Annotated in this window: 18 protein-coding genes; 8 read left to right on the top strand and 10 right to left on the bottom strand. The window is 69.9% G+C overall.

Annotated elements, in window-relative coordinates:
* Positions 1-39: 39 nt before the first annotated feature.
* Positions 40-732 (bottom strand): SDR family oxidoreductase, encoded by a 693-nt coding sequence (locus ACIGXX_RS18030; protein ID WP_383825502.1) that lies wholly within the window; start codon positions 730-732, stop codon positions 40-42.
* A 131-nt stretch (positions 733-863) separates the two neighbouring features.
* Here ACIGXX_RS18030 and ACIGXX_RS18025 point away from each other — a divergent pair, with 131 nt between their 5' ends.
* Positions 864-1,445: a TetR/AcrR family transcriptional regulator gene (locus tag ACIGXX_RS18025; RefSeq protein WP_351173004.1), complete on the top strand. Its 582-nt coding sequence runs from the start codon at positions 864-866 to the stop codon at positions 1,443-1,445.
* A 45-nt stretch (positions 1,446-1,490) separates the two neighbouring features.
* Here the strand turns inward: ACIGXX_RS18025 and ACIGXX_RS18020 are convergent, their stop codons facing one another.
* On the bottom strand, positions 1,491-1,781 hold the full coding sequence (locus ACIGXX_RS18020; RefSeq protein WP_351173007.1) for a hypothetical protein: 291 nt from the start codon (positions 1,779-1,781) through the stop codon (positions 1,491-1,493).
* A 2-nt stretch (positions 1,782-1,783) separates the two neighbouring features.
* Between ACIGXX_RS18020 and ACIGXX_RS18015 the strand changes: the two genes are divergently transcribed.
* Positions 1,784-1,969 carry a hypothetical protein gene (locus ACIGXX_RS18015; RefSeq protein ID WP_361470333.1) on the top strand — a complete coding sequence of 62 codons (186 nt, stop codon included), beginning with the start codon at positions 1,784-1,786 and terminating at the stop codon, positions 1,967-1,969.
* Positions 1,970-2,095: 126 nt separating this feature from the next.
* Here ACIGXX_RS18015 and ACIGXX_RS18010 read toward each other — a convergent pair whose 3' ends face one another.
* From ACIGXX_RS18010 to ACIGXX_RS17990, 5 genes are read right to left on the bottom strand one after another with little or no spacing between them, the layout of a single operon-like run.
* A complete protein-coding gene (locus ACIGXX_RS18010; RefSeq protein ID WP_399976679.1) occupies positions 2,096-3,337 on the bottom strand; it encodes an amidohydrolase in 1,242 nt (413 codons plus the stop codon).
* A gap of 23 nt (positions 3,338-3,360) precedes the next feature.
* Positions 3,361-4,152 carry an ATP-binding cassette domain-containing protein gene (locus ACIGXX_RS18005; protein WP_361470337.1) on the bottom strand — a complete coding sequence of 264 codons (792 nt, stop codon included), beginning with the start codon at positions 4,150-4,152 and terminating at the stop codon, positions 3,361-3,363.
* Complete coding sequence (locus tag ACIGXX_RS18000) at positions 4,149-5,987, bottom strand: dipeptide/oligopeptide/nickel ABC transporter permease/ATP-binding protein (RefSeq protein ID WP_399976675.1); 1,839 nt, start codon at positions 5,985-5,987, stop codon at positions 4,149-4,151. The genes ACIGXX_RS18005 and ACIGXX_RS18000 overlap by 4 nt, the downstream gene beginning before the upstream one ends.
* A complete protein-coding gene (locus ACIGXX_RS17995; RefSeq protein WP_399976672.1) occupies positions 5,987-6,982 on the bottom strand; it encodes an ABC transporter permease in 996 nt (331 codons plus the stop codon). Before ACIGXX_RS17995 ends, ACIGXX_RS18000 begins: the two co-directional genes overlap by 1 nt.
* Entirely contained in the window at positions 6,982-8,550 is a 1,569-nt protein-coding gene (locus ACIGXX_RS17990) for an ABC transporter substrate-binding protein (protein WP_399976669.1), read from the bottom strand. Before ACIGXX_RS17990 ends, ACIGXX_RS17995 begins: the two co-directional genes overlap by 1 nt.
* A gap of 119 nt (positions 8,551-8,669) precedes the next feature.
* Here ACIGXX_RS17990 and ACIGXX_RS17985 point away from each other — a divergent pair, with 119 nt between their 5' ends.
* From ACIGXX_RS17985 to recA, 4 genes are all read left to right on the top strand, one after another.
* A complete protein-coding gene (locus tag ACIGXX_RS17985; protein WP_399976666.1) occupies positions 8,670-9,734 on the top strand; it encodes an Lrp/AsnC family transcriptional regulator in 1,065 nt (354 codons plus the stop codon).
* Positions 9,735-9,996: 262 nt separating this feature from the next.
* Positions 9,997-11,448 carry an amidase gene (locus tag ACIGXX_RS17980; protein ID WP_361470347.1) on the top strand — a complete coding sequence of 484 codons (1,452 nt, stop codon included), beginning with the start codon at positions 9,997-9,999 and terminating at the stop codon, positions 11,446-11,448.
* 203 nt (positions 11,449-11,651) lie between these two features.
* Positions 11,652-13,640: an acyl-CoA synthetase gene (locus tag ACIGXX_RS17975; RefSeq protein WP_399976663.1), complete on the top strand. Its 1,989-nt coding sequence runs from the start codon at positions 11,652-11,654 to the stop codon at positions 13,638-13,640.
* 341 nt (positions 13,641-13,981) lie between these two features.
* Entirely contained in the window at positions 13,982-15,058 is a 1,077-nt protein-coding gene (gene recA, locus ACIGXX_RS17970) for a recombinase RecA (protein WP_383825484.1), read from the top strand.
* 200 nt (positions 15,059-15,258) lie between these two features.
* Here the strand turns inward: recA and ACIGXX_RS17965 are convergent, their stop codons facing one another.
* The 3 genes from ACIGXX_RS17965 to ACIGXX_RS17955 all read right to left on the bottom strand — a co-directional run bounded on the left by ACIGXX_RS17965 (position 15,259) and on the right by ACIGXX_RS17955 (position 18,562).
* Positions 15,259-16,095: a hypothetical protein gene (locus ACIGXX_RS17965; protein WP_399976659.1), complete on the bottom strand. Its 837-nt coding sequence runs from the start codon at positions 16,093-16,095 to the stop codon at positions 15,259-15,261.
* A gap of 77 nt (positions 16,096-16,172) precedes the next feature.
* The gene (locus ACIGXX_RS17960; RefSeq protein ID WP_351174014.1) at positions 16,173-16,817 is read right to left on the bottom strand and encodes a sigma-70 family RNA polymerase sigma factor; all 645 of its coding nucleotides are present in this window, start codon (positions 16,815-16,817) and stop codon (positions 16,173-16,175) included.
* 278 nt (positions 16,818-17,095) lie between these two features.
* On the bottom strand, positions 17,096-18,562 hold the full coding sequence (locus ACIGXX_RS17955; RefSeq protein ID WP_399976655.1) for a non-reducing end alpha-L-arabinofuranosidase family hydrolase: 1,467 nt from the start codon (positions 18,560-18,562) through the stop codon (positions 17,096-17,098).
* 697 nt (positions 18,563-19,259) lie between these two features.
* Between ACIGXX_RS17955 and ACIGXX_RS17950 the strand changes: the two genes are divergently transcribed.
* Together ACIGXX_RS17950 and ACIGXX_RS17945 are read left to right on the top strand one after the other, a co-directional pair.
* A complete protein-coding gene (locus ACIGXX_RS17950; protein ID WP_399976652.1) occupies positions 19,260-21,425 on the top strand; it encodes a glycoside hydrolase family 9 protein in 2,166 nt (721 codons plus the stop codon).
* A gap of 245 nt (positions 21,426-21,670) precedes the next feature.
* Entirely contained in the window at positions 21,671-23,113 is a 1,443-nt protein-coding gene (locus ACIGXX_RS17945; RefSeq protein ID WP_399976649.1) for an endo-1,4-beta-xylanase, read from the top strand.
* Positions 23,114-23,396 lie beyond the last annotated feature (283 nt).

Genomic DNA, 23,396 nt, shown 5'->3' with positions numbered 1-23,396 from the left:
GGGGTGGGGAGGCGGGCGCGCCGGGGTGGAAGGCTGAGCTCAGCCCGCGTTCGGCTGGGGTGCCGCGGACAGGCTCTGCTTGACGTACCGGCTGGTCTCGTCGGCGAGGATCTCGGGCAGGCCGGTCTCGATGCCGTGCAGGGCCTGGGCCGCGACGTCGGCGGCGGCGACCTTCTGATCGGCAGGCACGCCGGCGGCCATGTCGGTGTCCATGTAACCGACGTGCAGTGCCGAGACGGTGATCCCGCGCGGTGCCAGCTCCTCACGGGTCGCGTCGCTCAGCGCCCAAGCGGCGGCCTTGGAGGCCGCGTAGGAGCCGAGTCCTGCCGGGTGGAACCAGGACAGGGCGGACAGGACGTTGAGGACGGCGCCGCCGCCATTGCCCTCGATGACCGGGGCGAAGGCGCGGGTCGCGGCGAGCGGCCCGAAGAAGTTCGTCTCCATCTCCCGGCGGACCTCGTCCAGGTCGCCACCGATCAGGGTGGCGCCGGTGGAGATACCCGCGTTGTTGATCAGCAGCGTCGCATCGGATGCGGTGACGGCGGCCTCCCGGATCGACTGCTCGTCCGTCACGTCGAGGTGCAGCGGCGTGACGCCCGGCAGGTCGATCGACTCGGGGCGGCGGGCCGCCGCGTAGACCTTCGCGCCCTGCTCGACGAGCTGGACGGCCAGCAGCCGCCCGAGACCCCGGTTGGCGCCGGTGACCACTGCGACCGCGTTCTTCAGTTCCATGTCTGCTCCCAGCGTGATGGGCACCGTGTGGCCCGTGAAACTTAGATGTCGTTTGAAATCTATCCCCCAGCTTAGGATAGATTTGCCTAGACATCCAATCGGGAGTTCGGCATTCAACCGGGAGGTGGCTGATGGGCCGCGTATCGCAGGCGCAGGCGGACGAGAACCGCAGGCGGGTCGTGGAGACGGCCTCCCGGCTGTTCCGGGCGCAGGGCACGCAGGTCAGCGTCGCCGACCTGATGAAGGCGGCCGGACTGACCCACGGCGGCTTCTACAAGCAGTTCGCCTCCAAGGAGGCGCTCGTCGATGAGGCCACCGCCCACGCCTTCGCGGAACTCGCCCGGCGCCACACAGCCGGGCTCGAGCGTCACGGCGGGCAGCGCGAGGCCACCCAGCAGGCACTGATCGACACCTATCTCTCCCTCGCACACCGGGACGACCCGGGGGATGGCTGCCCGGTCGCCGCGCTCGCCGGCGACATGGCGCGCGAGGGCGCTGACGGCGAGGCCCGTCGCGTCTACACCGAAGGGGTGGGCGACTTCGCCGAGTGGCTCGCCACGGACGACCAGGACGGTCTCGTCCGGCTGTGCACCCTGTTCGGCGCGCTCGTCCTGGCTCGCGCCACCAAGGGGTCACCCCTGTCGGAGGAGATCCTCGCCACCGCGCGCGCGGCCCTGACCGGGCCCGAGCCCGCACCGGCGACGTCACGGTAACCATCGCCGCTGCCGTAGCTGTGGCTGTATCCGCACCTGTCGGCGTCAGCGGGGCAGGATGGCGCCCATCCGGGCCCGGACGTCCCGCAGGATCTCGTCGGTGCTCGCGGTGGCGTGCGGGCCGGCCGCCACGGCGAGGAACAGGACGGCGGACACGACGCGAACCGAGCCGCGTCTCGGCATCGGCCTGTCCCGCGCGGCCTTGCTGTGCAGTACATCGGCGATCGCCGCCTCGGTCCGCGCGGTGATCTCCAGGGCCTCGCGATGGCGCGGCTCGGTGGGATCACCGAAGACCATCTCGATCGCGAAACACTTGCGGACCGCGATGGGTGCCATGGGTGGCGCTCACGGCTCTGGTCGGGGTCCTGCTCTTCGACCTGCTGCCCGGTCGGAGCCGTCTCCCGCGACCCCAACGGCTCGAAGCCCGGATGCGGCTCCGGCGGCCCGTCTACCCCAACAAGAAATACATGCTCCTGTGCATGACCACCTCCCCCGGTACCGCCTGCTCCACCACCGAGCTCTGATTCCATGCCTCTGCTCCTGGGCCCGGAGCGGGGGCGCAAACGACCGGTCATCGCTCGGGCGCGGCAGGTCCCTCCCGCCAGTGCGTCCGCGACCTGACACGTGGACGTCGGCGTCGCCAGGTCAGCTCATGCCAGTCTGCTCAGCGCCGCCGACACCAGGGTTTGGACGCCGGGGACGAGCACCGACGGGTCGGGGGCGAACGACGGGCTGTGGTTTCCCGGTACGTTGCCGATCTTGTCGGCCAGGCCTGTTCCGGGCGCCGCCTCCCACGCCGTGGGCGGGGTCGACGTCACGTACCAGTAGTCGTAGGGCACGCCCTCGGGCGCGAGGAGGGAGAAGTCCTCGCTGCCCATCGCCGGACCGAAGTCGAACACCGTGGGCGCTCCGAACAGTTCGCGGTGGACAGCAGCGATCTCGTCGTCGAGGACGGCGTCGTTGACGGTGTTGGGGTATCCGGGCCGGACCACGACCTCCGGCGGAGTCGGGCAGCCGGCGGTCCGGCACTCGCCCTCGACGATGCGGCGGACGGCCCCAAGGACGCGGTCCCGCACATGTACGTCCTGAGTGCGCAGGTTGAGGGAGAGTCGGGCTTCGGCGGGGATGATGTTGTGCTTCGTACCTGCGTGGAACTGACCCACGGTCAGGACCACCGGGTGGGCGGCCGCGACCTCGCGGGACACCACGGTCTGCAGGCGCGTGACGATGTAGGCGGCCGTCACCACCGGGTCGGTCGTCGACTCGGGGCGGGAGCCGTGACCGCCGACGCCGTGCACGACGACGTCGATGTCGTCGGCGGCCGACATGGTGAGTCCCGGGGTGTGCGGGTAGAACCCGGCGAGGCCGGGCGTGACGTGCTGGCCTAGCAGGACGTCGGGGCGGGGGAAGCGGGTGTGCAGGCCGTCGGCGACCATGGCCGATGCTCCGCCGCCGGACTCCTCGGCGGGCTGCCCGACGACGACGAGCGTGCCCGACCAGGTGCCGCGGGCCGCGGCCAGCGCGTCGGCGGCTCCGGCGAGCCACGTGACGTGCAGATCGTGGCCGCAGGCATGCATCACGCCGTCGACGGCCGAGGCGTATTCCAGACCGGTGGCCTCCTGGACCGGCAGTGCGTCCATGTCTCCGCGCAGCCACACGGTGGGGCCGTCGCCATTGGCAAGTACACCGACCACTCCGGTGCGGCCGACGCCTTCCGTGACGACGTAGCCGGCCGTACGCAGCCGCGAGGCGAGCTTCGCGGCGGTGCGGTGCTCCTGGAAGGCGAGTTCCGGGTGGCGGTGGAGGTCCTGGTAGAAGTCCTCCAGGGCGGCGGGCTTCAGGCCCGCGGTGATCTCTTGTGTGAGGCGGGCGACGGCGGTCGGTTCGCTCATGCCGCCTCCTCCTTCAGGTTTGGTCATGCCGCTTCCTCCTTCTGTTCGAATGTCGGCACGCTCGCCAGGAGACGGCGCGTATAGGGGTGTTGCGGGGCTTGGTAGACGTCGCGCACCAGGCCCTGCTCCACCAGCTCGCCCCGCCGCAGGACGGCGACCTCGTCGCTGACATGGCGGACGACGGCCAGATCGTGGGAGATGAAGAGCATCGTCAGGGACAGGGAACGCCGTAGTTCCGCAAGGAGGTTGAGCACTTCGGCCTGTACGGAGGCGTCCAGCGCCGAGGTGATCTCATCGGCGATCAGGACTTCGGGCTCCACGGCCAGAGCGCGGGCCACCGCGATGCGCTGGCGCTGGCCGCCGGAGAACTCGTGCGGGTACCTGTCGGCAGCGGAGCCGTCCAGCGCGACGGTCCCCAGCCACCGCTCGACCGTCGCCGCGTGTTTCCTGGGATCGGCTCGCACGGGGTCGATGGCCTCGGCGATGGCCTGACCGACCGTCATGCGCGGGTTGAGCGAGGCGTAGGGGTCCTGGGAGACGAGCTGCACCCGACGGCGCACCGCGGCGAGCTCCCTCCTCCGGAGGCCGGTGAGATCCACTCCGTCGAGGAGGATGCGGCCGGCCCGCGCCGGGTGGATGCCGACGATCGCCTTGGCGATCGTCGACTTTCCGGAGCCGGACTCACCGACCAGGCCGAGGGTCTGCCCGGCCCGGACTCCAGTGGACACGCCGTGCAGCACGGTTCTCGCGCGCCTGCCGTGTCCGAAGGCGACGGTCAGCTCCTCGACGCGCAGCTTGTACGGGGATGCGGTCATGGGGCCTGTACCTCCTGGCGTACGGCATGGCAGGCCACGTCGTCGACCAGACGCGGCCGCAGTGTGGCGCAGACCGCGTCGAGCACCACGGGGCACCGGTCGGCGAAGGCGCAGCCGGAGGGCCGGGCGGCGGGCGCCGGGGGTCGGCCCGGAATCGTGGCGAGCGGTGCGCGGTGCCCCGTGCCGGTGTCCTCCAGGCGGGGGCTCGCCGCCAGCAGCGCCTGCGTGTACGGATGCCGGGCGCGGCCCGCCCGCAGGTCGGCTGCGGACAACTCCTCGACGACCCGTCCCGCGTACATCACCATCACCCGGTGGCACACGGTGCCGACGACGCCGATGTCGTGGGAGATGAGGAGCACGCTCGTGCCGCGTGTGCGGTTGATGTCCTGCAGGACATCGAGGACTTCGGCCTGGACGGTCACGTCGAGGGCGGTGGTCGGTTCGTCGGCGACGATCAGCCGCGGGCCGGGCAGGAGCGCCGCGGCGATCATCGCGCGTTGCCGCATCCCGCCGGACAGCTCGTGCGGGTACTGCTTCATGACCCGGGCGGGTTCCTTGATCCGTACCTGCTCCAGGGCCTCGACGGCCCGACGGTCGGCCTCTTTCTTGCGGACGCCTTGGTGGACGCGGAGTGTTTCGGTGAGCTGACCGCTCATCCGCAGGGCGGGGTTGAAGGAGGACGACGGGTCCTGGAAGACGATGCCGATCTCGGTCGCCAGACGCCTGGGGTCGGCTTCGGGGGCGGCCAGGTCGAGGTCGTCCAGGGTCAGTTCCGCCGTGTGGGCGGACAGCCCCTGTGGCAGGAGCCGGGCCACGCTCATCGCCGTGAGCGACTTGCCCGAGCCGGACTCGCCGACCAGGCCGACGATTTCGCCGGGCATGACGTGGAAGGAGACGTCGTCGACGAGCCGGGTGCCGTCCGCCAGGACGACGGCCAGGCCGTCCACCGTCACCAGGGCGCCGTCGGGGGCCCGGTGCGAGGGCGCGGGCACGGTGGCCGGTCGTGGCGCCGTGGTCTTCGTCCCGCCTGCGCGGGGATCGAGGGCCGCGGAGAGGCCGTCGCCGACGAAGCCCGCGAGGACTCCGGTGACGGTGATGGCCACGGCCGGGCCGATCGCCTCGGCGGGGTTGGTGTAGAGGGATTCCAGGCCGGTGTTGAGCAGCGCGCCCCAGTCGTAGTCGGGTGCCTGCACGCCGACTCCCAGGAAGGAGAGACCGGACAGTGCGACGAGCACGTTCGCGAAGGCCACCGACAGCAGCACGAGCAGTGGCCCGGAGATGTTCGGCAGGAGGTGCCGGACGAGCACGCGGTAGGGCGGTACGCCCATCAGGCGTGCCTGCGCCACGAAGTCGCGCTGTGCCACGGAGGCCGCCATGTTCGCCGTGAGCCGGGCGAAGGCGGGGGCGCCGCCCAGGCCGATGGCGAGGACGGAGGCGGTGGGCCCGGTCCCGAGGACCGTGGCGATCACCAGGGCCAGGATGAGCGCCGGATAGGAGATCATCACGTCGATCAGGCGCAGCCCCAGCTCGCGGACGCGCCTGCCCGACACCCAGACGCCGGTGCCGAGCAGGATGCCGGTGACCGCGGCGATCGCGGTCGCGGCGAGGGTCATCTCCAGGGTGAGGCGGGTGGCGACCAGGGTCCGGGCCAGCACGTCGCGGCCGAGGGCGTCGGTGCCGAGCCAGTGTTCGGCGCTCGCGTGGGCGCGTGCGGCGCCGCTGAGCGCGGTCGCCTCCTCCTCCAGGAGCAGCGGCGCGACGATGCCGAGCAGGAGGATCAGTCCGAGGCCGGCGAGGGCCACGACCAGGGGTGTGTTCCAGCGTATGCGTCGCATCAGTGGCCTGCCTTTCCGGCCAGGGTGCGGGGGTCGAGCAGCGCGAGGACGATGTCGACGATGAGGTTGAGCAGGGCGGCGAGCAGACCCAGGATCAGGACGCAGCCCTGGATGACGGGGTAGTCGCGGACGAGGAGCGCCTCGACGACGCGCTGGCCGATGCCGGGCCAGGCGAAGACGGACTCGACGACGACGGTGCCGCCGAGCAGCCCGGCGAGGATCAGCCCGCCGAGGGTGAGGGTCGCGGTCAGCAGATTGGGCAGCGCGTGGCGGGCGTACAGGCGCAGCGGAGACAGGCGGCGGCCCCGGGCGATGCGCATGTAGTCCTGGGCCAGGACGTGTCTGGCTTCGCTGCGCACGATGCGGGCCATGACGCAGGTGGCCGGCAGCACCAGGGCGGCGACCGGGAGCAGCATCGACGAGACGGTCTCGGCACCGGCCGCCGGGAACCAGCCCAGCTTGATGGCGAAGCCCAGGACGAGGAGGGTACCGATGATGTACTCAGGGGTGGCGCCCACCGTTCCGGTGACGAAGGTGAAGGCGCCGTCGGTGCGGCGGCTGCCCCGTGCCGCGGTGGCGAGTCCGATCGGCACGGCGAGCACCAGCACCACGAGAACGGCGATGAGCGCGATCTCGGCGGTGAACGGCAGACGGCCGCCGATGATCTCGGCGACGGGCTCCTGCGTCTGGAAGGAGGTGCCCATGTCGCCGCGGAACAGATTGCCGGTGTAGGTGGCGAACTGGGCGAGCAGCGGCTGGTCCAGGCCGAGTTCGTGGCGGGCCCTGGCCACGTCGGAGGGTGTCGCGTCGGAGCCGACGACCACGCGGGCCGGATCTCCGGGGATGAGCTGCACCATCAGGAACGTGCCGGCGACGAGCGTGACCGCGACGGTGGCGAGCCCGGCAAGGCGACGGACGAGGTAGGTGCCCCAGGGGCCGAGCAGGGATGAGCGCCCGGCCCCCGCGGTCGTCCCGGCGGCCGATGTCGCCGCCATCAGCCGGTGATCCGGAGGGTGGAGAGGGTCAGGGACCCGCTCGGCGTCGCGAAGGAGATGCCCTTGCGGGCGATGTAGCGCACGTCGACGGTGGCCAGCGGGATCACGTCGTTGGCTTTCAGCAGTGCTGCCTGGGCCTTTTGCCAGGCGGCGCACTTGGCGTTGCGGTCGGTGGTGGAAGTGGCGGCGACGTAGTTCTTCGCGTACTCCGCGTTCTTCACCGCGCCGTAGTTGAGGCCGCCCTTGGCCGGTTCGGGCCCCAGCAAGAAGGTGCCGCCGCGTGCGAGGGCGCCGGTGATCAGCGGGTAGACGGTGGCGTCCCAGTCGCCCTGGTTCGCGGTGACGTCGGTGGCCCAGGTGGCGTTGTCGGCATTGGTGAGCTTCACCTCGGCACCGGCAGCGCGCAGGGCCTCGGCCACGTAGGAGTTGCCGGCGCCGCCGGCCACCGCGTTGGACCCCTCCAGCTTGATCGAGACGCCCTTCAGCACCTGCTTCGCCGCAGCCTTGTCGGTCTTGGTCAGCAGGGATTTGTCGGTGGAAACGCAGGCCGCCTTCTCGTCCACATACGAGGTCAGGGCTTGTCCGGTGCCGCCGAAAACCTGGTTGAACGCGTCCGCGCTGACTGCCTGCGCGATCGCCTTGCGGACCTTGGGGTCGGTGCCCGGGCGCCCGGTGCGCTGGTTGAATCCGATGTAATTGCGGATGATCGGCGCGGACTTGGTCGTGAAGGTGTGGTCGCCCTTGAACCGCGTGGCGTCCGTGCCGGTGATGGGGGCCAGGTCGAGTGCGCCGGTCTGCAGCTGGTTGGCGAGCGTCGATTCGTTCTTCGAGATCTGGATCCGCAGGCGGTCGGCCGGCTTCCCCGCGGGCATCGAGGCAAATCGCGGATACGCCTCGAAGCCCTTGCGCAGCCGCAGTTCGTAGGAGGCTCCGCGCCGCGCCGCCGCCATCTCGTAGGGGCCGGTGGCCGCGCCCTTGACGGCGCCCCGGGCGAGCGCGGCGGCGCCCGCATCGAGGCCGGCCCCGCAGATGATCCCGGCGCCGGTGCCGGACAGGCCGGCGAGGACCTCGCCCCACGGGGCGGCGGTGGTGATGGTGACGGTGCCTGTCGCGTCGTCGCCGGTGATCCCGGTCTTCTTTCCGGCGTTCGCGGCGCCGAAGGTGAGCAGGGCATTGGCCGAGGTCGCCCGGTAGCGCTTGAGGGAGGCGACGACCTGCGCGGCGGTGAGCGCCGATCCGTCGGAGCAGGTCAGGCCCTTCTTCAGGGTCAGGGTCGTCTTCGTCGGTGTGGAGGTCCAGGTGTCGGCGAGGCCGGGGACAAACGTTCCGCCGTCGTCCTGGCCGATCAACGGCTGGTACAGCAGTGACGTGACGAGGTAGTCGGTCGCGCCCGCGCCTTTCGCCGGGTCGAACGAGGTGACGTCGGAGGTGACACCGATCTTGACGGTGCCCCCGCTCCTGGCGCCGCCCGAGGAAGGGCCGCCGGCTGGGCCGGTGGTGCAGGCGGAGGCCAGGAGGGACGTGGCGGCGGCCATGACGGCGCCGGAGAGGAACCGCGAACGGGGCATGGAGGACTCTCCAGGGCTGAGGACTGAGAGCGGGTGCTGCGGTGTGTTGCGGCATACAGAACAGGCCACTTCCCGCCCGGCCCCGCAATTGCAAGAATCCGCACCGGGAAGGTGATCACATGCATGAATCCGCAGCACTCAACGGCCCGACGACACAAGACACCCCGTCCCGGGGAACACTCGATGAACTCGATCTCGCACTCGTCAACGCCTTGCAGATGGCGCCCCGCGCCCCCTGGGCGCAACTTGCCCGTCCGCTCGGCGTGGACGCGGCCACGCTCTCCCGCCGCTGGGCCCGGCTGCGCGAGTCCGGTGACGCGTGGGTCACCTGCTACGCCGCCCCCTCCCAAGTCACCTACGGCGCACTCGCCTTGATCGAGGTGTCGTGCCTGCCGCAGGCTCGGGAGACGCTGGCCGAGCAGCTCGCCCGACACCCGCAGGCCATGAGTGTGGAACTGGTGGCGGGATCGTGCGACCTGCTCCTGACGGTAGCCACGGCGACCATGTCGTCGATGAGCAGATACGTCCTCGCCCTCGGCCGGATCGAGACGGTGACCGCCACGCGCACCCACCTGGTGCAGCACGTGCACCGGGACGCAAGCGAGTGGCGCATGGACTCCCTCTCCCGTGACCAAAGGCGCGACCTGACGGAGACCGAGGACGGCGGCGCCCAAAGCACCGCCGCCACACTCACGTCCGAGGACCGCGTCCTGCTGCTCGCCCTCGCGGAGGACGGCCGCCGCTCCGTCACCTCGATCGCCACCGCACTGGGCCGCCCGGAGTCGACGGTGCGACGGCTGCTGCATTCGCTCCTTCACGGCGGCAGAGCGGTGCTGCGCTGCGACGCCGCCCATCTGTACGCGGGCTGGCGCAGTTCGGCGACGCTCTGGATGTCCGTCCCGCCCGCTCAACTCATGGCTGCGGGCGACGAGTTGAGCCGCCTGCGGAGCACGCGTATGGCCGCCTCGGTGTCCGCCGAGGCGAACCTGCTGAGCGTCGTGTGGCTGCACGCCCTGGACGACCTCGCTCGCTACGAGGTCCAGGCAGCCGCCAGGATCACGGCCGTGCGCGTGCTCAACCGGGCCGTGAACCTGCGCTGGATCAAGCGCATGGGCCGCCTGCTCGCTGAGGACGGCCGCAGCACCGGCTGTGTCCCGATCGATCCGTGGCACCCGGTCGTCTGAAACGCTCCCCGCCCGCATCGCTCCGTCCGGCCGACTCCCTTCCTCCCTTCCTCCCTCGCTCCGGCCGAATCTCCTCCTTCCACCGCACCTCTCCTTCCCTTCCCTTCCCTTCCCTTCCCGAGCACCCTGCGTTTTCCGGCACGCCGCCCCCGGTCCTGGCGGATCCATGCAATCCGCGGACCGGGCGGGGCCGGTCCCCGAGGCTGACCCCACCGCCGGACGACCGACCGGCACCCTTGGCCTCCGAACGGGAAGGACGTCCATGTCCAGTCGCGCGCCCGCCGGTGAAGACCTCGTCCGCCTCAGCGCCACGCAGGCTCTGCGGCTCTTCGCCCGCCGTGAGCTGTCACCCGTCGAGCTCATGCGGGCCGTCATCGAGCGTGCGGAGAAACTCGAACCGCGGATCAACGCCTTCACCGAGCGGCTCTTCGACGAGGCACTGGAGCAGGCCCGGCACGCCGAAGACCGCTACCTCGGCACACGCGGCCTGGCTCCCCGCCCGCTGGAGGGGATTCCGGTGGCGGCCAAGGAGAAGCACGCCCTGGTGGGCCGCACCCTGACCGAAGGCTCCCTCGCCCACGCGGGCCGGGTCGCCACCGAGAACGCTCCGGTGATCGACCGCATCCTCGACGCGGGCGGCATCATCCACGCACGCACCGCCACCCCCGAGTTCTCCCTCGCCACTTTCACCCACTCCCGCATGTGGGGCATCACCCGCAATCCCTGGAACCTCGACTTCAGTCCCGGCGGTTCCTCCGGCGGCGCGGGCGCCTCCCTCGCGGCCGGCACGGCCCTGCTCGCCTCGGCCTCCGACATCGGCGGATCCACCCGTATCCCGGCCGCCTTCACCGGAACCGTCGGCTTCAAGGCCCCCTACGGACGCAATCCCGGTCTGGGTGTGCTCACAGCCGACCACTACCGCGGCGACGGCCCCATGGCCCGCACCGTGGACGACGTCATCGCGTTCCAGAACGTCCTGGCGGGCCCCGACCCGCGCGACCACACCTCGATCCGCCCCAAGTTGACCCTGCCCACCTCCTTCGAGGACGTGACCGGGACTCGTATCGCCCTGTGCATGCGGCTGGGTGAGTACGACATCCATCCGGAGGTCGAGGCCCACACCCGCGCCGCCGCCCAGGCCCTCGCCGACGCCGGCGCGCAGGTGGAGGACATCACCCTGCCCTGGACCCGCCTCGACCTGCTGACCGCGGTCGCCGGTCATTTCTCGACCATCTTCGGCGCGCTCGTCATCGAGGCCGCCGAGACCCATCGTGAGCTGCTCAGCCCGTATGCGGTCGCCTTCGCCGACACCATGACCCACGTGCGCGCCCGGGTGAGCTATCTCGACTCCCTCCGCGCCGAACACCGGTTGCAACGGGCGCTTGCCACCGCCATGGACGGATTCGACGCACTGATCTGCCCCACCACCGCCATTCCCGGCTGGCACGCGGGCGACGACCTGGCCGGCGACAGGGTCGTGGTGCACGGCGAGGAGGTGGCCGACACCCTGTGGAGCGCCATGACTACGCCTTTCAACATCAACAACCGCTGCCCGGTCCTCAACGTCCCTTCCGGCATGTCGAGTTGGGGCGTCCCCACCGGCCTCCAGATCGTCGGCCACCCCTACGACGACCCCGCTGTCTTCCGCGTCGGCAAGGCTCTGGAGGCTCTCCGGCCCTGGTCGTACGCACAGATCGAAGACGGCCTGGCGTGACCACGGCCGGGGCGCACGTGCGACCGCACCGGCCGTTCTCATTGCCGTTTGCCGTGGAAGCGCGGTCGACCGGCATCACAGTCGGTGCCCGACCAGCGACACCGGCCGGGCGGTCAGGACTCCCCCATCCGCGCGGGAATGCCCGGGCAGCGACCGGCGCCCGGGCCGCGCACCCACCAGCCCACCGTCGAAAGGCAGTTCCTGTGAACGCCCCTCAACCCGATCTGCTCTGGCCGGTATACGACCAGCCGGGCGCCCTGGCGACGATCGAGTCCATCGCTCTCGAGGACCGCGGCCTGCCCGGTTCCACGTACGACGTACTGGCACGCGCCGCCGTGTTGTGGCCCGACCGGACGGCTCTCACCGTGCTGCCCAGCGCGCAGCAGTGGACACGCGGCGAGAGCGTGTCCTTCGCGCAGCTGCGCGACCAGGTACACCGCATCGCCAACCTCTTCCACCGACACGGCGTCCGCCGTACCACCGGCGTCGGCCTGTTGACCCCCAATGCCGGGCTGCTGCCCGCCACCCTTCTGGCCGCCCAGCTCGCGGGCTGCGCGGCACCGGTCAACCCGGCGCTCGCCGCCGACCACGCCGAACGGCTGCTGGGTCTGGGCGGGGCCAGGGTCTTGGTTGCGGCCGGACCCGAACTCGACGCCGACGCCTGGCGGACGGCCCGCACCGTGGCGGCATCGCTGCGCTGCTCGGCACTGTTCGCCCTGCGTCCCGTCGGCGCGCCCGATCCCGCGCCCGAACTGGAGCGGGTCGAGGGGGTCCACGTCGCCTATCTGCACGCCGAGGCCGCCGCCCAGCCGGCAGAGCTCCATCCTGGCGTGGTGCCCCCGCAGGCCGGTGACCTGGCTGCGTACTTCCACACCGGCGGCACCACCGGCGCCCCCAAGCTGGCCGCGCACACCCACGCCAACGAGGTGACCGACGCCTGGATGATCGCGGCCAACAGCGTGTTGGAATCCGATTCCGTGCTGTTCTCCGGACTGCCGCTGTTCCACGTCAACGCGTTGGTCGTCACCCTGCTGGCACCGCTGTTCCGCGGTCAGCACAGTGTGTGGACCGGCCCCCTCGGCTACCGTGAACCGGCGCTCTTCACGGTCTTCTGGAAGATCGTCGAGCATTTCCGGATCGCCACCCTGTCCGCGGTCCCGACGGTCTACGCCGGTCTCGCCCGGGTGCCGCTCGACGCGGACATCACCTCGCTGCGCTTCGCGATCGTCGGCGCGTCCCCGCTGCCGCCGGCGGTACGGACGGCGTTCGAACACCACACCGGCGTCCCCCTCTGCCAGGGGTACGGACTCACCGAGGCCACCTGCGGCAGCGCTCGGAGCTTCCTGCACGAACACCAGCGCCCAGAGGCCGCGGGCCAGCGCATGCCCTACCAACAGGTGAAGACGGTACGGATCGGCGACGACGGCACCTGGCACGACCTCCCGCAGGGGGAACCCGGCATTCTCGCCATCAGCGGCCCCACCGTCTTTCCCGGCTATGTCGTCGGCCACGACGACACCGGGCCGCGTCTGGACACCCTGGGCAGTGTGCGCGAGGGCTGGCTCAACACCGGCGACCTCGCGCGCGTGGATCCGGACGGGTTCATCCACCTGCTCGGCCGTGCGAAGGACCTGATCATCCGCGGCGGCCACAACATAGACCCCGCCGTCATCGAGGACGCGCTCGTCGCCCACCCGGCCGTCACCGGCGCAAGCGCCGTCGGGCGCCCCGACCAGCACTCCGGCGAGGTTCCCGTTGCCTACGTCACCCTCATGCCCGGCGCGACCGGCACCGGGCCCGACGAGCTGATCGCCTTCGCCGCGCAGCACGTACCCGAGCGGGCCGCAGCCCCCAAGGACGTCATCGTTCTGCCGGCCCTGCCTCTGACCGACATCGGCAAACCTTCCAAGGTCCCGCTGCGTCTCGACGCCACGCGGCGCGCGATCTCCGCGGCCCTGGCCGGCCTCGGCATCGCTATGGCCGACGACCAGATCCGATGTGAACTGGCAGACGGCCGTGCGAAGGTGTCCCTGCCTCCCGTCACCGACCCCGGCCAGCGCCGCCGGATCAGCGCCCAACTCGCCCCGTACAACGTGAACTGGGCCTTCACCCCGTCTCCCCGGGAAACAGCCGAACAACCCCGGTCGGCCAAAGCGGCGTTCCTGGAGTCGCCCCGCACCGCTACGCCGTGAACCTGAGTCACGCCCTGGGAGCCACCCCTATCCGAGTCGTGGGATGCCGGTAGGAGGCCGGCCGCAGCGAAGTCTCCTACGCCACGAAGCCGGCGAAGGGCATTCGGAAGCGTCGACTGCATGCGACGGAGCCGCGGTTCAGCACAGGGAATCGGGCGACGGCGCAGCTGCTTCCGGAGTCGCGTTCCGTCCCGCTCCCCCCTCGGTGCGGTACCTTTCACTGGACACGCAAATCGATCGGATGTTCGCTTACTGGGATCTCCGAGACGTCCGTTGTCGGCAGTAGACGCTCACGTTCTCCGACGTGCGGCGTGCCACACCATCGGACCGGGTGACAGCTCATGGCAGGAACCGACCACGAAAAGGCGCTGGACACCGCGCTCGCACAGATCGAGCGGAAATTTGGCAAGGGTGCGGTCATGCGCCTCGGCGAGCGGCCCAATGAGCCCATCGAGGTGATCCCCACCGGATCTACCGCGCTGGACGTGGCGCTCGGCGTGGGCGGTCTGCCCCGCGGCCGTGTGGTGGAGGTGTACGGACCGGAGTCCTCCGGTAAGACGACGCTGACGCTGCACGCCGTGGCGAACGCCCAGAAGGCAGGCGGCTCGGTGGCCTTCATCGACGCCGAGCACGCCCTGGACCCCGAGTACGCCAAGAAGCTCGGCGTCGACACCGACAACCTCATCCTGTCCCAGCCGGACAACGGCGAACAGGCGCTGGAGATCGTCGACATCCTGATCCGCTCCGGCGCGATCGACCTCATCGTGATCGACTCCGTCGCGGCCCTGGTGCCGCGTGCGGAGATCGAGGGCGAGATGGGCGACTCGCACATGGGTCTGCAGGCCCGCCTGATGAGCCAGGCACTCCGCAAGATCGCCAGTGCGCTCAGTCAGACGAGGACGACGGCGATCTTCATCAACCAGTTGCGCGAGAAGATCGGCGTGATGTTCGGCTCGCCGGAGACCACGACCGGTGGCCGCGCGCTGAAGTTCTACGCCTCGGTGCGGCTCGACATCCGCCGGATCGAGACCCTGAAGGACGGCACGGACGCTGTCGGCAACCGCACCCGCGTCAAGGTCGTCAAGAACAAGGTCGCGCCGCCCTTCAAGCAGGCCGAGTTCGACATCCTCTACGGCCAGGGCATCAGCCGCGAGGGCGGCCTGATCGACATGGGCGTGGAGAACGGCTTCGTCCGCAAGGCCGGCGCCTGGTACACGTACGAGGGCGGCCAACTCGGCCAGGGCAAGGAGAACGCCCGCAACTTCCTCAAGGACAACCCCGACCTCGCCGACGAGATCGAGAAGAGAATCCTCGAGAAGCTCGGAATCGGGGTACCGGCGAAGGCCGCGGTCGCCGCAGACACGGGCGCCCTCCCGGTCCCTGTTCCCGCCCGGACCTCGGCGGGAAGCACCGCCTGACAGGCACGGCAGGTCCTGAGGTGGCTGAGGAACGATGCCTGCACCCCAGTCACGTGCGTTTCGTGCAGGAACGCGCTGCTGACGGATCCGCTGCGTGAGGTGAGGCGGTGAAGGTGAGGTGAGGCGGTGAAGGAACATGGCCGTGTTCTCCGCGAGATTCTGGCTGGCCCCACGCCCTCACCACCTGTACCGCGGCCTGCTTACTCCTTCGCGGTGAACTTCGGGTCCTTGGCCTGGTTGTAGATCTCCTTGCCCGACGCGTCGTAGGCATGGACGGAGGGGCTCGGGCCCACGTAGCGCGGGCCCGGTGGCGTGTCCGGGGCGAGGGCCGCCCCATAGACGAACGCGCCGCCCGCCATGCGAGCCGGGTACTCTTTCGGGTCGTCGCCGTAGCTGATAGTGATCTTGGCGACGTCGGACGTGTAGTGCCCGGCGCCCAGCATGAGGTACCTGCCCGTGGCGACGGGCTCGAGCATGGAGTCGAAATACTCGACCGTGCGACCGGTTCCCCATAGGCGGTCGTTGATGAACGTCGGCGGGGAATCCTGGCTGGTGCCCTTGTCACCCTTGGACTGGCACTGCACATACTGATCGGCGGAGTTGACGGCGACGACCACGCCGTCCCAGTCCCGTGAGGCGACGGGCGTGCGGACCGCGATCACGGCGTGGAACTGCGACGCCTCCGGCCCCAGACAGGAAGAAAGAATCTTTGTGACGGTCCCGGCGTCGATCGGTGTCGTCGTCGCGTCGGTGACGGTGAAGCCGGCCTCGGGCGACGTCCCACGGTGCGAAGACGGTCCGGAACCGTCTCCCCCCGACGTGGCACCGTGCGATGCGCTCGGACTCGGTGCCGGAGTGGACTTCACCGGGCTGCCGCCGCCGTACGCGGGGTCGGCGGCACTCGGTCCGGCGTCCTCTGTCCCCCCGAGGACTCCCACAGCCGCGACGCTCAATGCCGTCACTCCGGTGGCGACGCTGAGCGGCACTCCCCATCTGCGTCGCAGCGAAGCCCTGGTGTCCTGTGGACCGATCTTCATCAGTAGTTCCTCTCGGGTCCGCCGGTGGTTCGGCAGATCACGATCGGAAGGAGCCGCCGGAATGCCCTGCGCGTCATTCATCGTGCGATCTCCTTCGTGGCGACGGGATTTTTCGAACTGAACGGCGCTGGAACGGTGGCTCCGCCGAGATCGGCCCCCAGCCTCTGCCGGGCCCGGTGCAGCCGGGACTTCACGGTTCCGACTGCCACCTGCAACACCGCCGCGGCCGCCTGCTGGTCAAGGCCCGACCAGACGCAGAGCTCAAGGACCTCACGTTCGTGACGCGGCAGCCGGGCCAGCGCCCGGTGGATCTCCGACATACGGCGCTCGTCGTCGATCTGGACGGCGACGCTGTCCGCGTGGTCGCCCACCGACTCGTCATGCGAGACAAGCCGGTGCAGCAATGCCTCGACCCGCCTCAGCCGCCGCCTGGTGTTGGACAGCTGGCCGTTGGCGATACCCAGCAGCCACGGCAGAGCCGAGTCCCGGTCGAGTACCGTCTCCGATCGCCGTCGCCAGGCATGCAAGAACACGCTCGACGTGAGGTCCTCAGCCTCGGACCAGTCGGCCGTCCGCCGGAACAGATGGTTGTAGACGGCCTTCCCATGACGGTCGAAGATCCGGCCGAACGCCTCGCGATCGCCGTCGACGGCCCTCGCCCACAGCTCCCGGTCAGACATCCCGCCGACCGGTACGGCAGGACCAGCGTCGTTCAGTTCCATGTCCTGTCCGTGTCCGGCACCCCGCCGAAGGTTCCCACTGAACCAAATCCGCTCCGAAAGACAGCTGTGACCTACCGCGGAGTCATCTCCCTTGCTGCAGGACCCCCCTCGGCGGGCGCATGCTAACAGCGCGGTCACGCCGCCCGATTGGGGGCGTGACCGCGCCATACCTCAAGGGTCGGGCAAACCGGTCAGGCCTGGACGAACGCTCGGGCCGCCGGGATGGAGCCAGCGCTGACGTTGTCGCGCTGTCAGTGCTGTCAGTGCTGTCAGTGCTGTCAGTGCTGAAGTGTCAGCAGACCCGGGCGGTAGGGCAGGAGGCCGTAGTCGCCGCCGGAGTTGGGGCTGCGTCCCTGGTAAAGCATCTGCAGATTGCAGGGATCGACGGTCATGGTCTGATCGGCGTTGGTGCGGAGCAGTTCGCCATGGCTGATGTCGTTGGTCCAGGTGGCGCCGCTGTTGGCCTTGCCCGCGAAGGGATTGCTCTCGGTCACGGCCTGGGGTGTCCATGAGCCGTTCAGACTGGTGGCCGTGAACGAGCGGAAGTAGCGGCCCTGCGAGCCGATCGCCTCGACGATCATGAGGTAGCGGTTCTGGCCCTGGAGCTTGTAGACCTGCGGGGCTTCGAACAGGTTGTTCGTCGTATCGCTCATGACCACTGCCGAGTTGGAGCCGAAGCTGCCCGGGAAGTTCCCGATCGGCATGCTGGCCCGGTAGATCTTGCCGTTGTCTCCGGCGAAGAACAGGTACATGTTCGATCCGTCGGCGATGAGGGTCTGGTCGATGGGTCCGGTTCCGGAGCCGGGGATGCTCCCGGAGAAGAGCACCTGCTCGGATGACCAGCCATTCGGGTTGGTGGGGTCGTTCGACGTCCGGTAGGAGAAGGCGCTTCCACCCCACTGGTAGGCGAGCACCCAGATGTTCTTCGGCGCGAAGTAGAAGAGCGTGGGCGCGACGGTGGACGTCGACATCGTGTTCTGGCTGGCCGAGGCCATCTCCGACCAGTTGGTGAACGGGCTGAAGTTCATCGAACCCCACCTCGTCCCCGTGTCGTGCGTCGTCGCATAGACGAGTTGCTTGCCGTTGTAGGGGGCGACGGTGAAGTCCTTGAGCGAGACCCACCCCGGCTTGGGCTGCGCCAGCGCGCCCGTCGAGTTCCAGCGGTAGGTCGACGGAAGATCGCACGGGCCTGGGTTGCCGCCGCCGACCCTGATCAGCTGCCACTGCTGGTTGGTTCCGCCCCAGTCGTCGTACTGGACGATGTTGGCGTTGTCGGCGGTGGAGCCGCCCTGCACTTCGAGGGCCTTGTCGCTGTGGCGCGAGATGAGCCTCACGTAGCCGTCCGAGCTGTCGGCCAGCCGCCACTGCTGGTTGGTGCTGTTCTGATCGGTCCACTGAACGATCGAGCCGCCGTTGGCGGTGGACCGGTTGTGGACGTCCAGCACCTTGCCGGAGTGGCGGGATTTGAGGCGGTAGTTACCGCCGCCGGAGTCGACGAACTGCCACTGCTGCTGGTTCTGATCGTTCCTGGTCCACTGGGTGATGCGGGCGCCGTCGTTGGTCGCCAGGTTGTGGACGTCCAGGGCTTTGCCGCTGTTGCGGTTGACCAGCACATACCAGGCGTTGGTGTCGACGGTCGCCGCGGCGGCGGGCGGGGCACCGAGGAAGGTCGCCACGAGCAGCAGCGGCGCAAGGACGGCGAGTAAGCGTCTCAGGTGGACCGGGGACGGATGGTGAAACCACATCAGAAGAACTCCTTGAGCGGGGGCGAGGGCCGGGAGCGGGGACGAGGTGACCCCGGCGCCCCCGGCCTTCAGCCGTCCCAGCCGGCGACCGGGTGGGGCGGCTGCGGTCGGGACGTCACGCCTGCGGATCCACCAGGCGTCCAGGGGGTGTTGGTCAAGGACCTCCCGGGGTGGGGAGCGTCGATCCCATCCCGAAAACTTTTCGGAAACTTTTCGAGTTCTGTGACGCCATAAGCTAGGAACATGGGGTCTCCGGGTCAAGACCTGTCGCTGATCTGTCCATAAACAGCACCTTCTTTGGGCTTGACCAGCCCGTCGGCCCGACCGGAAACTTTTCGAAACTTTGCGACACAGTTCGCCAGCCGAGTCGTCCACGCAGAGGAGGGCAGGTGAGCAGGCAGCACCCGATCCTGGCCGCCACATCTTCAACTCCCGCACGAGTCCGCATCTGTTGACGACTGCTCCGCACGTCACTACTGTCCGCCTCGAATCTTCGGCTCGCCGACCGTTGTTCGATATTTCGACTGGGAGCGCTCCCAAACGGGCACGCTCACGACGCCCACCTGGACACCGCCGCTCCACCACCGGGAGCGAACCCTTCGCCGACCGAAACATCGTCACCTTCCCGGCCTGCTCCCCCAAACCCCTCCCCCTGTTGACCACGCCCTGCTGACCACGATCGCCACAGGAGCCGCTCATGCCCCCCACCCCCGCCCCTTCGTTACGCCACCCCAGACGCCACCCCAGACGCCTCGCCGGCACCCTGCTGACGAGTTCCCTCCTCGTCTGCGGCCTCCTGGCCGCGCCCACCGCGGCAGCCGCCCCCTCCGCGGCGGCGACCTCGGCCGTACGCGTCAACCAGGTCGGCTACCTGCCGGACGGACCCAAGCGCGCCACCGTGGTCACCACGGCGGCGCAGCCGCTCACCTGGCAATTGCGCGACGCGTCCGGGACGGTGGTCGCCTCCGGTGCGACCCTCCCGCGCGGCGCGGACACCCCCTCCGGGCAGTCCGTCCAGGTGGCCGACTTCTCCTCGTACCGAGGGACCGGCTCGGGATACGTCCTGGCGGTGGACGGCAGCGGCAGCGTGCCCTTCGACATCCGCGCGAACCTTTACGACGCTTTGCGCTCCGACGCGATGGCGTTCTTCTACCACCAGCGCAGCGGCACACCCATCAGCGCCTCCCTGGTGGGCTCCGCCTACGCACGCCCGGCCGGACACCTCGGTGTCGCGCCCAACAAGGGCGACACCTCCGTCCCCTGCCAGGCCACCGTGTGCGATTACACCCAGGACGTCAGGGGCGGCTGGTACGACGCGGGCGACCACGGCAAGTACGTGGTGAACGGCGGCATTTCCACCTGGCTGATGGTCAACTCCTTCGAGCGGGCCAAGCGGGCGGGCAAGGACGCGGCGCTTGGCGACTCGACCCTGCAGGTCCCCGAGCGGGACAACGGCGTACCCGACATCCTGGACGAGGCGCGCTGGGAGCTCGACTTCCTGATGCGGATGCAGGTGCCCGAGAACAAGCCGTACGCGGGAATGGCGTTTCACAAGATCCATGACGCGGAGTGGACCGGCATGCCGACCCGCCCCGAACAGGACGCCCAGCCCCGCGAGCTGCACCGTCCGTCCACGGCGGCGACCCTCAACCTCGCAGCGGCCGCGGCGCAGTGCGCGCGCGTCTTCAGGCCCTACGACGCCGCGCTCGCCGACCGCTGCCTGTCGGCTGCCCGGCGGGCCTGGACGGCGGCCCGGGCCAACCCGGACCTGTACGCCCCGGATTCGGACAGCACGGGCGGCGGCGCCTACGGCGACACCAAGGTCACCGACGAGTTCTACTGGGCAGCGGCCGAGCTGTACGCCACGACCGGCGACAGCGGCTACCGGGACGCGGTCACCGACTCGTCCTGGCACACGTCCCCAACTGCCTTCTCCGACTACGGGTTCGGCTGGGCGGATACGGCCGCGCTGGGCCGACTCACCCTGGCCACCGTCCCCCACGGCCTCCCCGCAGCCGACCGTGACCGGGTCCGGGCCTCGGTAACGGCAGCCGCCGACGGGTATCTGTCCCGGATGGCCGCCCAAGGCTACGCGGTGCCCGTCCCGGCGGACGGCTACTTCTGGGGCTCCAACGGCGCGGTCGCGGGCGACGCGATCGTCCTGGCCGTCGCCGGGGAGCTGACCGGCAACGAGCGCTACCGCACCGGCGCGCTGGAGACAATGGACTACCTGCTGGGCCGCAACGCCATCGGCCAGTCCTACGTATCCGGCTACGGCGAGAAGCCCTCGCGCAACCAGCATCACCGCTTCTGGGCACACCAGTTGGACGCCTCACTGCCCAACCCTCCGGCGGGATCCCTGGCGGGCGGGCCCAATAGCGCGCTCCAGGACCCGGTGGCCCAGGAGAAGTTGGCCGGCTGCGCGCCCGCGGCCTGCTACATCGACGACATCGGCTCGTACTCCACCAACGAGGTGGCGGTCAACTGGAACGCTCCGCTGGCCTGGCTCGCCGCCTACGCCGCCGAGCGGCCCACCGGCGAACCCACCGGTGCCTGTGCGGTGACGTACAAGGGCGACAGCGTCTGGAGCACGGGCTTCACCGCGACGGTCACAGTCAAGAACACGGGCTCGAAATCCGTGGAGGGCTGGAAGCTGAGCTGGAGCTACCCGGCAGGCCAGCGCGTCACGAACGCCTGGAACGCGACCGTCACCCAGGACGGCACCGCCGTCGTCGCCCGCAACGCCGACTGGAACCGGACCATCCCACCCGGTGCGACCGCGAGTCTCGGAATCCAGGGGACGTACAGCGGGAGCAACCCCTCCCCCACAGCCTTCACGCTCGACGGGCATGCCTGCATCTGATCCACGCTCGGTCAGATCCGGGCAGACGCTCCCCGCCCGGCCGCACTCCGCAAGACCCCTGCGTCACCCGGCGACCGATCGGGTGCTGTCCGTACCGGCCGACACCTTCTCGGTTCCATGACCACGGTGTCCGGTGCCCCCGTGCTGCCCGGGTCCGGCCGGCCCGTCCGTCTGCCGAGTGGGAGCGGACGACGTATTTCGCTGCTCTTCAGCCCTTCCGTGATCTCTACCCTGGAGGCACAGTCATGGCTTCGCATGCCCTTTCCCCATCCGCCGTCCGCCGGAAGTTCGGCGGTCTGCTGACAGCGCTGGTCGTCGGCGTCCTCGGTGCGGTCGCCGCACCGGTCGCGTCGCCGACCGCACACGCCGCCGAGAGTGCGGCCGAGAGCACACTCGGCGCCGCGGCGGCGCAGAGCGGCCGCTACTTCGGCACCGCCATCGCCTCGGGCAGGCTGGGCGACGCGACGTACACGACGATCGCGGGCCGCGAGTTCAACTCGGTGACGGCCGAGAACGAGATGAAGATCGACGCCACCGAACCACAGCGGGGCCAGTTCAACTTCACCGGCGCTGACCGCGTCTACAACTGGGCGGTGCAGAACGGCAAGCAGGTGCGCGGCCACACCCTGGCCTGGCACTCCCAGCAGCCCGGCTGGATGCAGAGCCTCAGCGGCAGCGACCTGCGCCAGGCGATGATCGGCCACATCAACGGCGTGATGTCCCACTACAAGGGCAAGATCGCCCAGTGGGACGTCGTGAACGAGGCCTTCGCCGACGGCAGTTCAGGAGCCCGGCGCGACTCCAACCTGCAGCGCACCGGCAACGACTGGATCGAGGTCGCCTTCCGCACCGCGCGCGCCGCCGACCCGGCCGCCAAGCTCTGCTACAACGACTACAACGTCGAGAACTGGACCTGGGCCAAAACCCAGGCCATGTACGCCATGGTCAAAGACTTCAAGCAGCGCGGCGTGCCGATCGACTGCGTCGGCTTCCAGTCGCACTTCAACAGCGGCAGCCCCTACAACAGCAACTTCCGCACCACCCTGCAGAACTTCGCCGCCCTCGGCGTCGACGTGGCCATCACCGAACTCGACATCCAGGGCGCCCCGGCCACGACCTACGCCGACGTGACCAACGACTGCCTGGCCGTCGCGCGCTGCCTGGGCATCACCGTCTGGGGTGTGCGCGACACCGACTCCTGGCGACCGGAGCACTCGCCGCTGCTGTTCAACGGCGACGGCAGCAAGAAGCCCGCCTACTCCGCCGTCCTGAACGCGCTCAACGCCGGCTCGCCTACGCCCCCTGGGGATTCCGGACAGATCAAGGGCGTCGCTTCAGGCCGCTGCCTGGACGTGCCCGGCGCCGGCACCACCGACGGCACGCAGCTCCAGCTGTGGGACTGCAACAACCGAACCAACCAGCAGTGGACCTACACCGCCGCGGGTGAGCTCAAGGTCTACGGCAACAAGTGTCTGGACGCCGCCGGCACCGGCAACGGCAGCAAAGTCCAGATCTACAGCTGCTGGGGTGGCGACAACCAGAAGTGGCGCCTGAACTCCGACGGATCCATCGTCGGCGTCCAGTCCGGCCGCTGCCTCGACGCCGCCGCAAGCGGCACCGCCAACGGCACGCTGATCCAGCTCTACTCCTGCTCGAACGGCAGCAACCAGCGCTGGACCCGCACCTGATGGGGCCTGCCACCAAGCTGCCGGACATCCATGACGCGTCCACCGCCGACGGCTCCCATCGGCTCAAAGCCCGGCATGGGAGCAAGGCCCCCGACGTGACCGCGGCTCGACCGCCGACGGTGCCAGGAACCAGCAGGGGGCCGAACGCAACAGGACGGGCCGGCAGTTCCGCCTGGCCGACTCCGACGCGAGCCCCGGCCGCCTGATCAGCCGCAACAGCACAGCTAGGCGGTGGAGGTGCTGGGCGCCTCCACCGCCGACGGCACCACCACCGTCCAGTACG

This window comes from Streptomyces sp. NPDC055243, assembly GCF_044544025.1.
In the GTDB taxonomy this organism is placed as follows: domain Bacteria; phylum Actinomycetota; class Actinomycetes; order Streptomycetales; family Streptomycetaceae; genus Streptomyces.
Note: the sequence above shows the minus strand (reverse complement) of the source record. Positions and strands in the feature narration are given on the sequence as shown.

Excerpts from the sequence above, each read along its gene's own strand:
- ACIGXX_RS18030 (WP_383825502.1), bottom strand. The coding sequence starts at position 732 with ATGGAACTGAAGAACGCGGTCGCAGTGGTCACCGGCGCCAACCGGGGT.
- ACIGXX_RS18025 (WP_351173004.1), top strand. The coding sequence starts at position 864 with ATGGGCCGCGTATCGCAGGCGCAGGCGGACGAGAACCGCAGGCGGGTC.
- ACIGXX_RS18020 (WP_351173007.1), bottom strand. The coding sequence starts at position 1,781 with ATGGCACCCATCGCGGTCCGCAAGTGTTTCGCGATCGAGATGGTCTTC.
- ACIGXX_RS18010 (WP_399976679.1), bottom strand. The coding sequence starts at position 3,337 with ATGAGCGAACCGACCGCCGTCGCCCGCCTCACACAAGAGATCACCGCG.
- ACIGXX_RS18005 (WP_361470337.1), bottom strand. The coding sequence starts at position 4,152 with ATGACCGCATCCCCGTACAAGCTGCGCGTCGAGGAGCTGACCGTCGCC.
- ACIGXX_RS18000 (WP_399976675.1), bottom strand. The coding sequence starts at position 5,987 with ATGCGACGCATACGCTGGAACACACCCCTGGTCGTGGCCCTCGCCGGC.
- ACIGXX_RS17995 (WP_399976672.1), bottom strand. The coding sequence starts at position 6,982 with ATGGCGGCGACATCGGCCGCCGGGACGACCGCGGGGGCCGGGCGCTCA.
- ACIGXX_RS17990 (WP_399976669.1), bottom strand. The coding sequence starts at position 8,550 with ATGCCCCGTTCGCGGTTCCTCTCCGGCGCCGTCATGGCCGCCGCCACG.
- ACIGXX_RS17985 (WP_399976666.1), top strand. The coding sequence starts at position 8,670 with ATGCATGAATCCGCAGCACTCAACGGCCCGACGACACAAGACACCCCG.
- ACIGXX_RS17980 (WP_361470347.1), top strand. The coding sequence starts at position 9,997 with ATGTCCAGTCGCGCGCCCGCCGGTGAAGACCTCGTCCGCCTCAGCGCC.
- recA (WP_383825484.1), top strand. The coding sequence starts at position 13,982 with ATGGCAGGAACCGACCACGAAAAGGCGCTGGACACCGCGCTCGCACAG.
- ACIGXX_RS17965 (WP_399976659.1), bottom strand. The coding sequence starts at position 16,095 with ATGAAGATCGGTCCACAGGACACCAGGGCTTCGCTGCGACGCAGATGG.
- ACIGXX_RS17960 (WP_351174014.1), bottom strand. The coding sequence starts at position 16,817 with ATGGAACTGAACGACGCTGGTCCTGCCGTACCGGTCGGCGGGATGTCT.
- ACIGXX_RS17955 (WP_399976655.1), bottom strand. The coding sequence starts at position 18,562 with ATGTGGTTTCACCATCCGTCCCCGGTCCACCTGAGACGCTTACTCGCC.
- ACIGXX_RS17950 (WP_399976652.1), top strand. The coding sequence starts at position 19,260 with ATGCCCCCCACCCCCGCCCCTTCGTTACGCCACCCCAGACGCCACCCC.
- ACIGXX_RS17945 (WP_399976649.1), top strand. The coding sequence starts at position 21,671 with ATGGCTTCGCATGCCCTTTCCCCATCCGCCGTCCGCCGGAAGTTCGGC.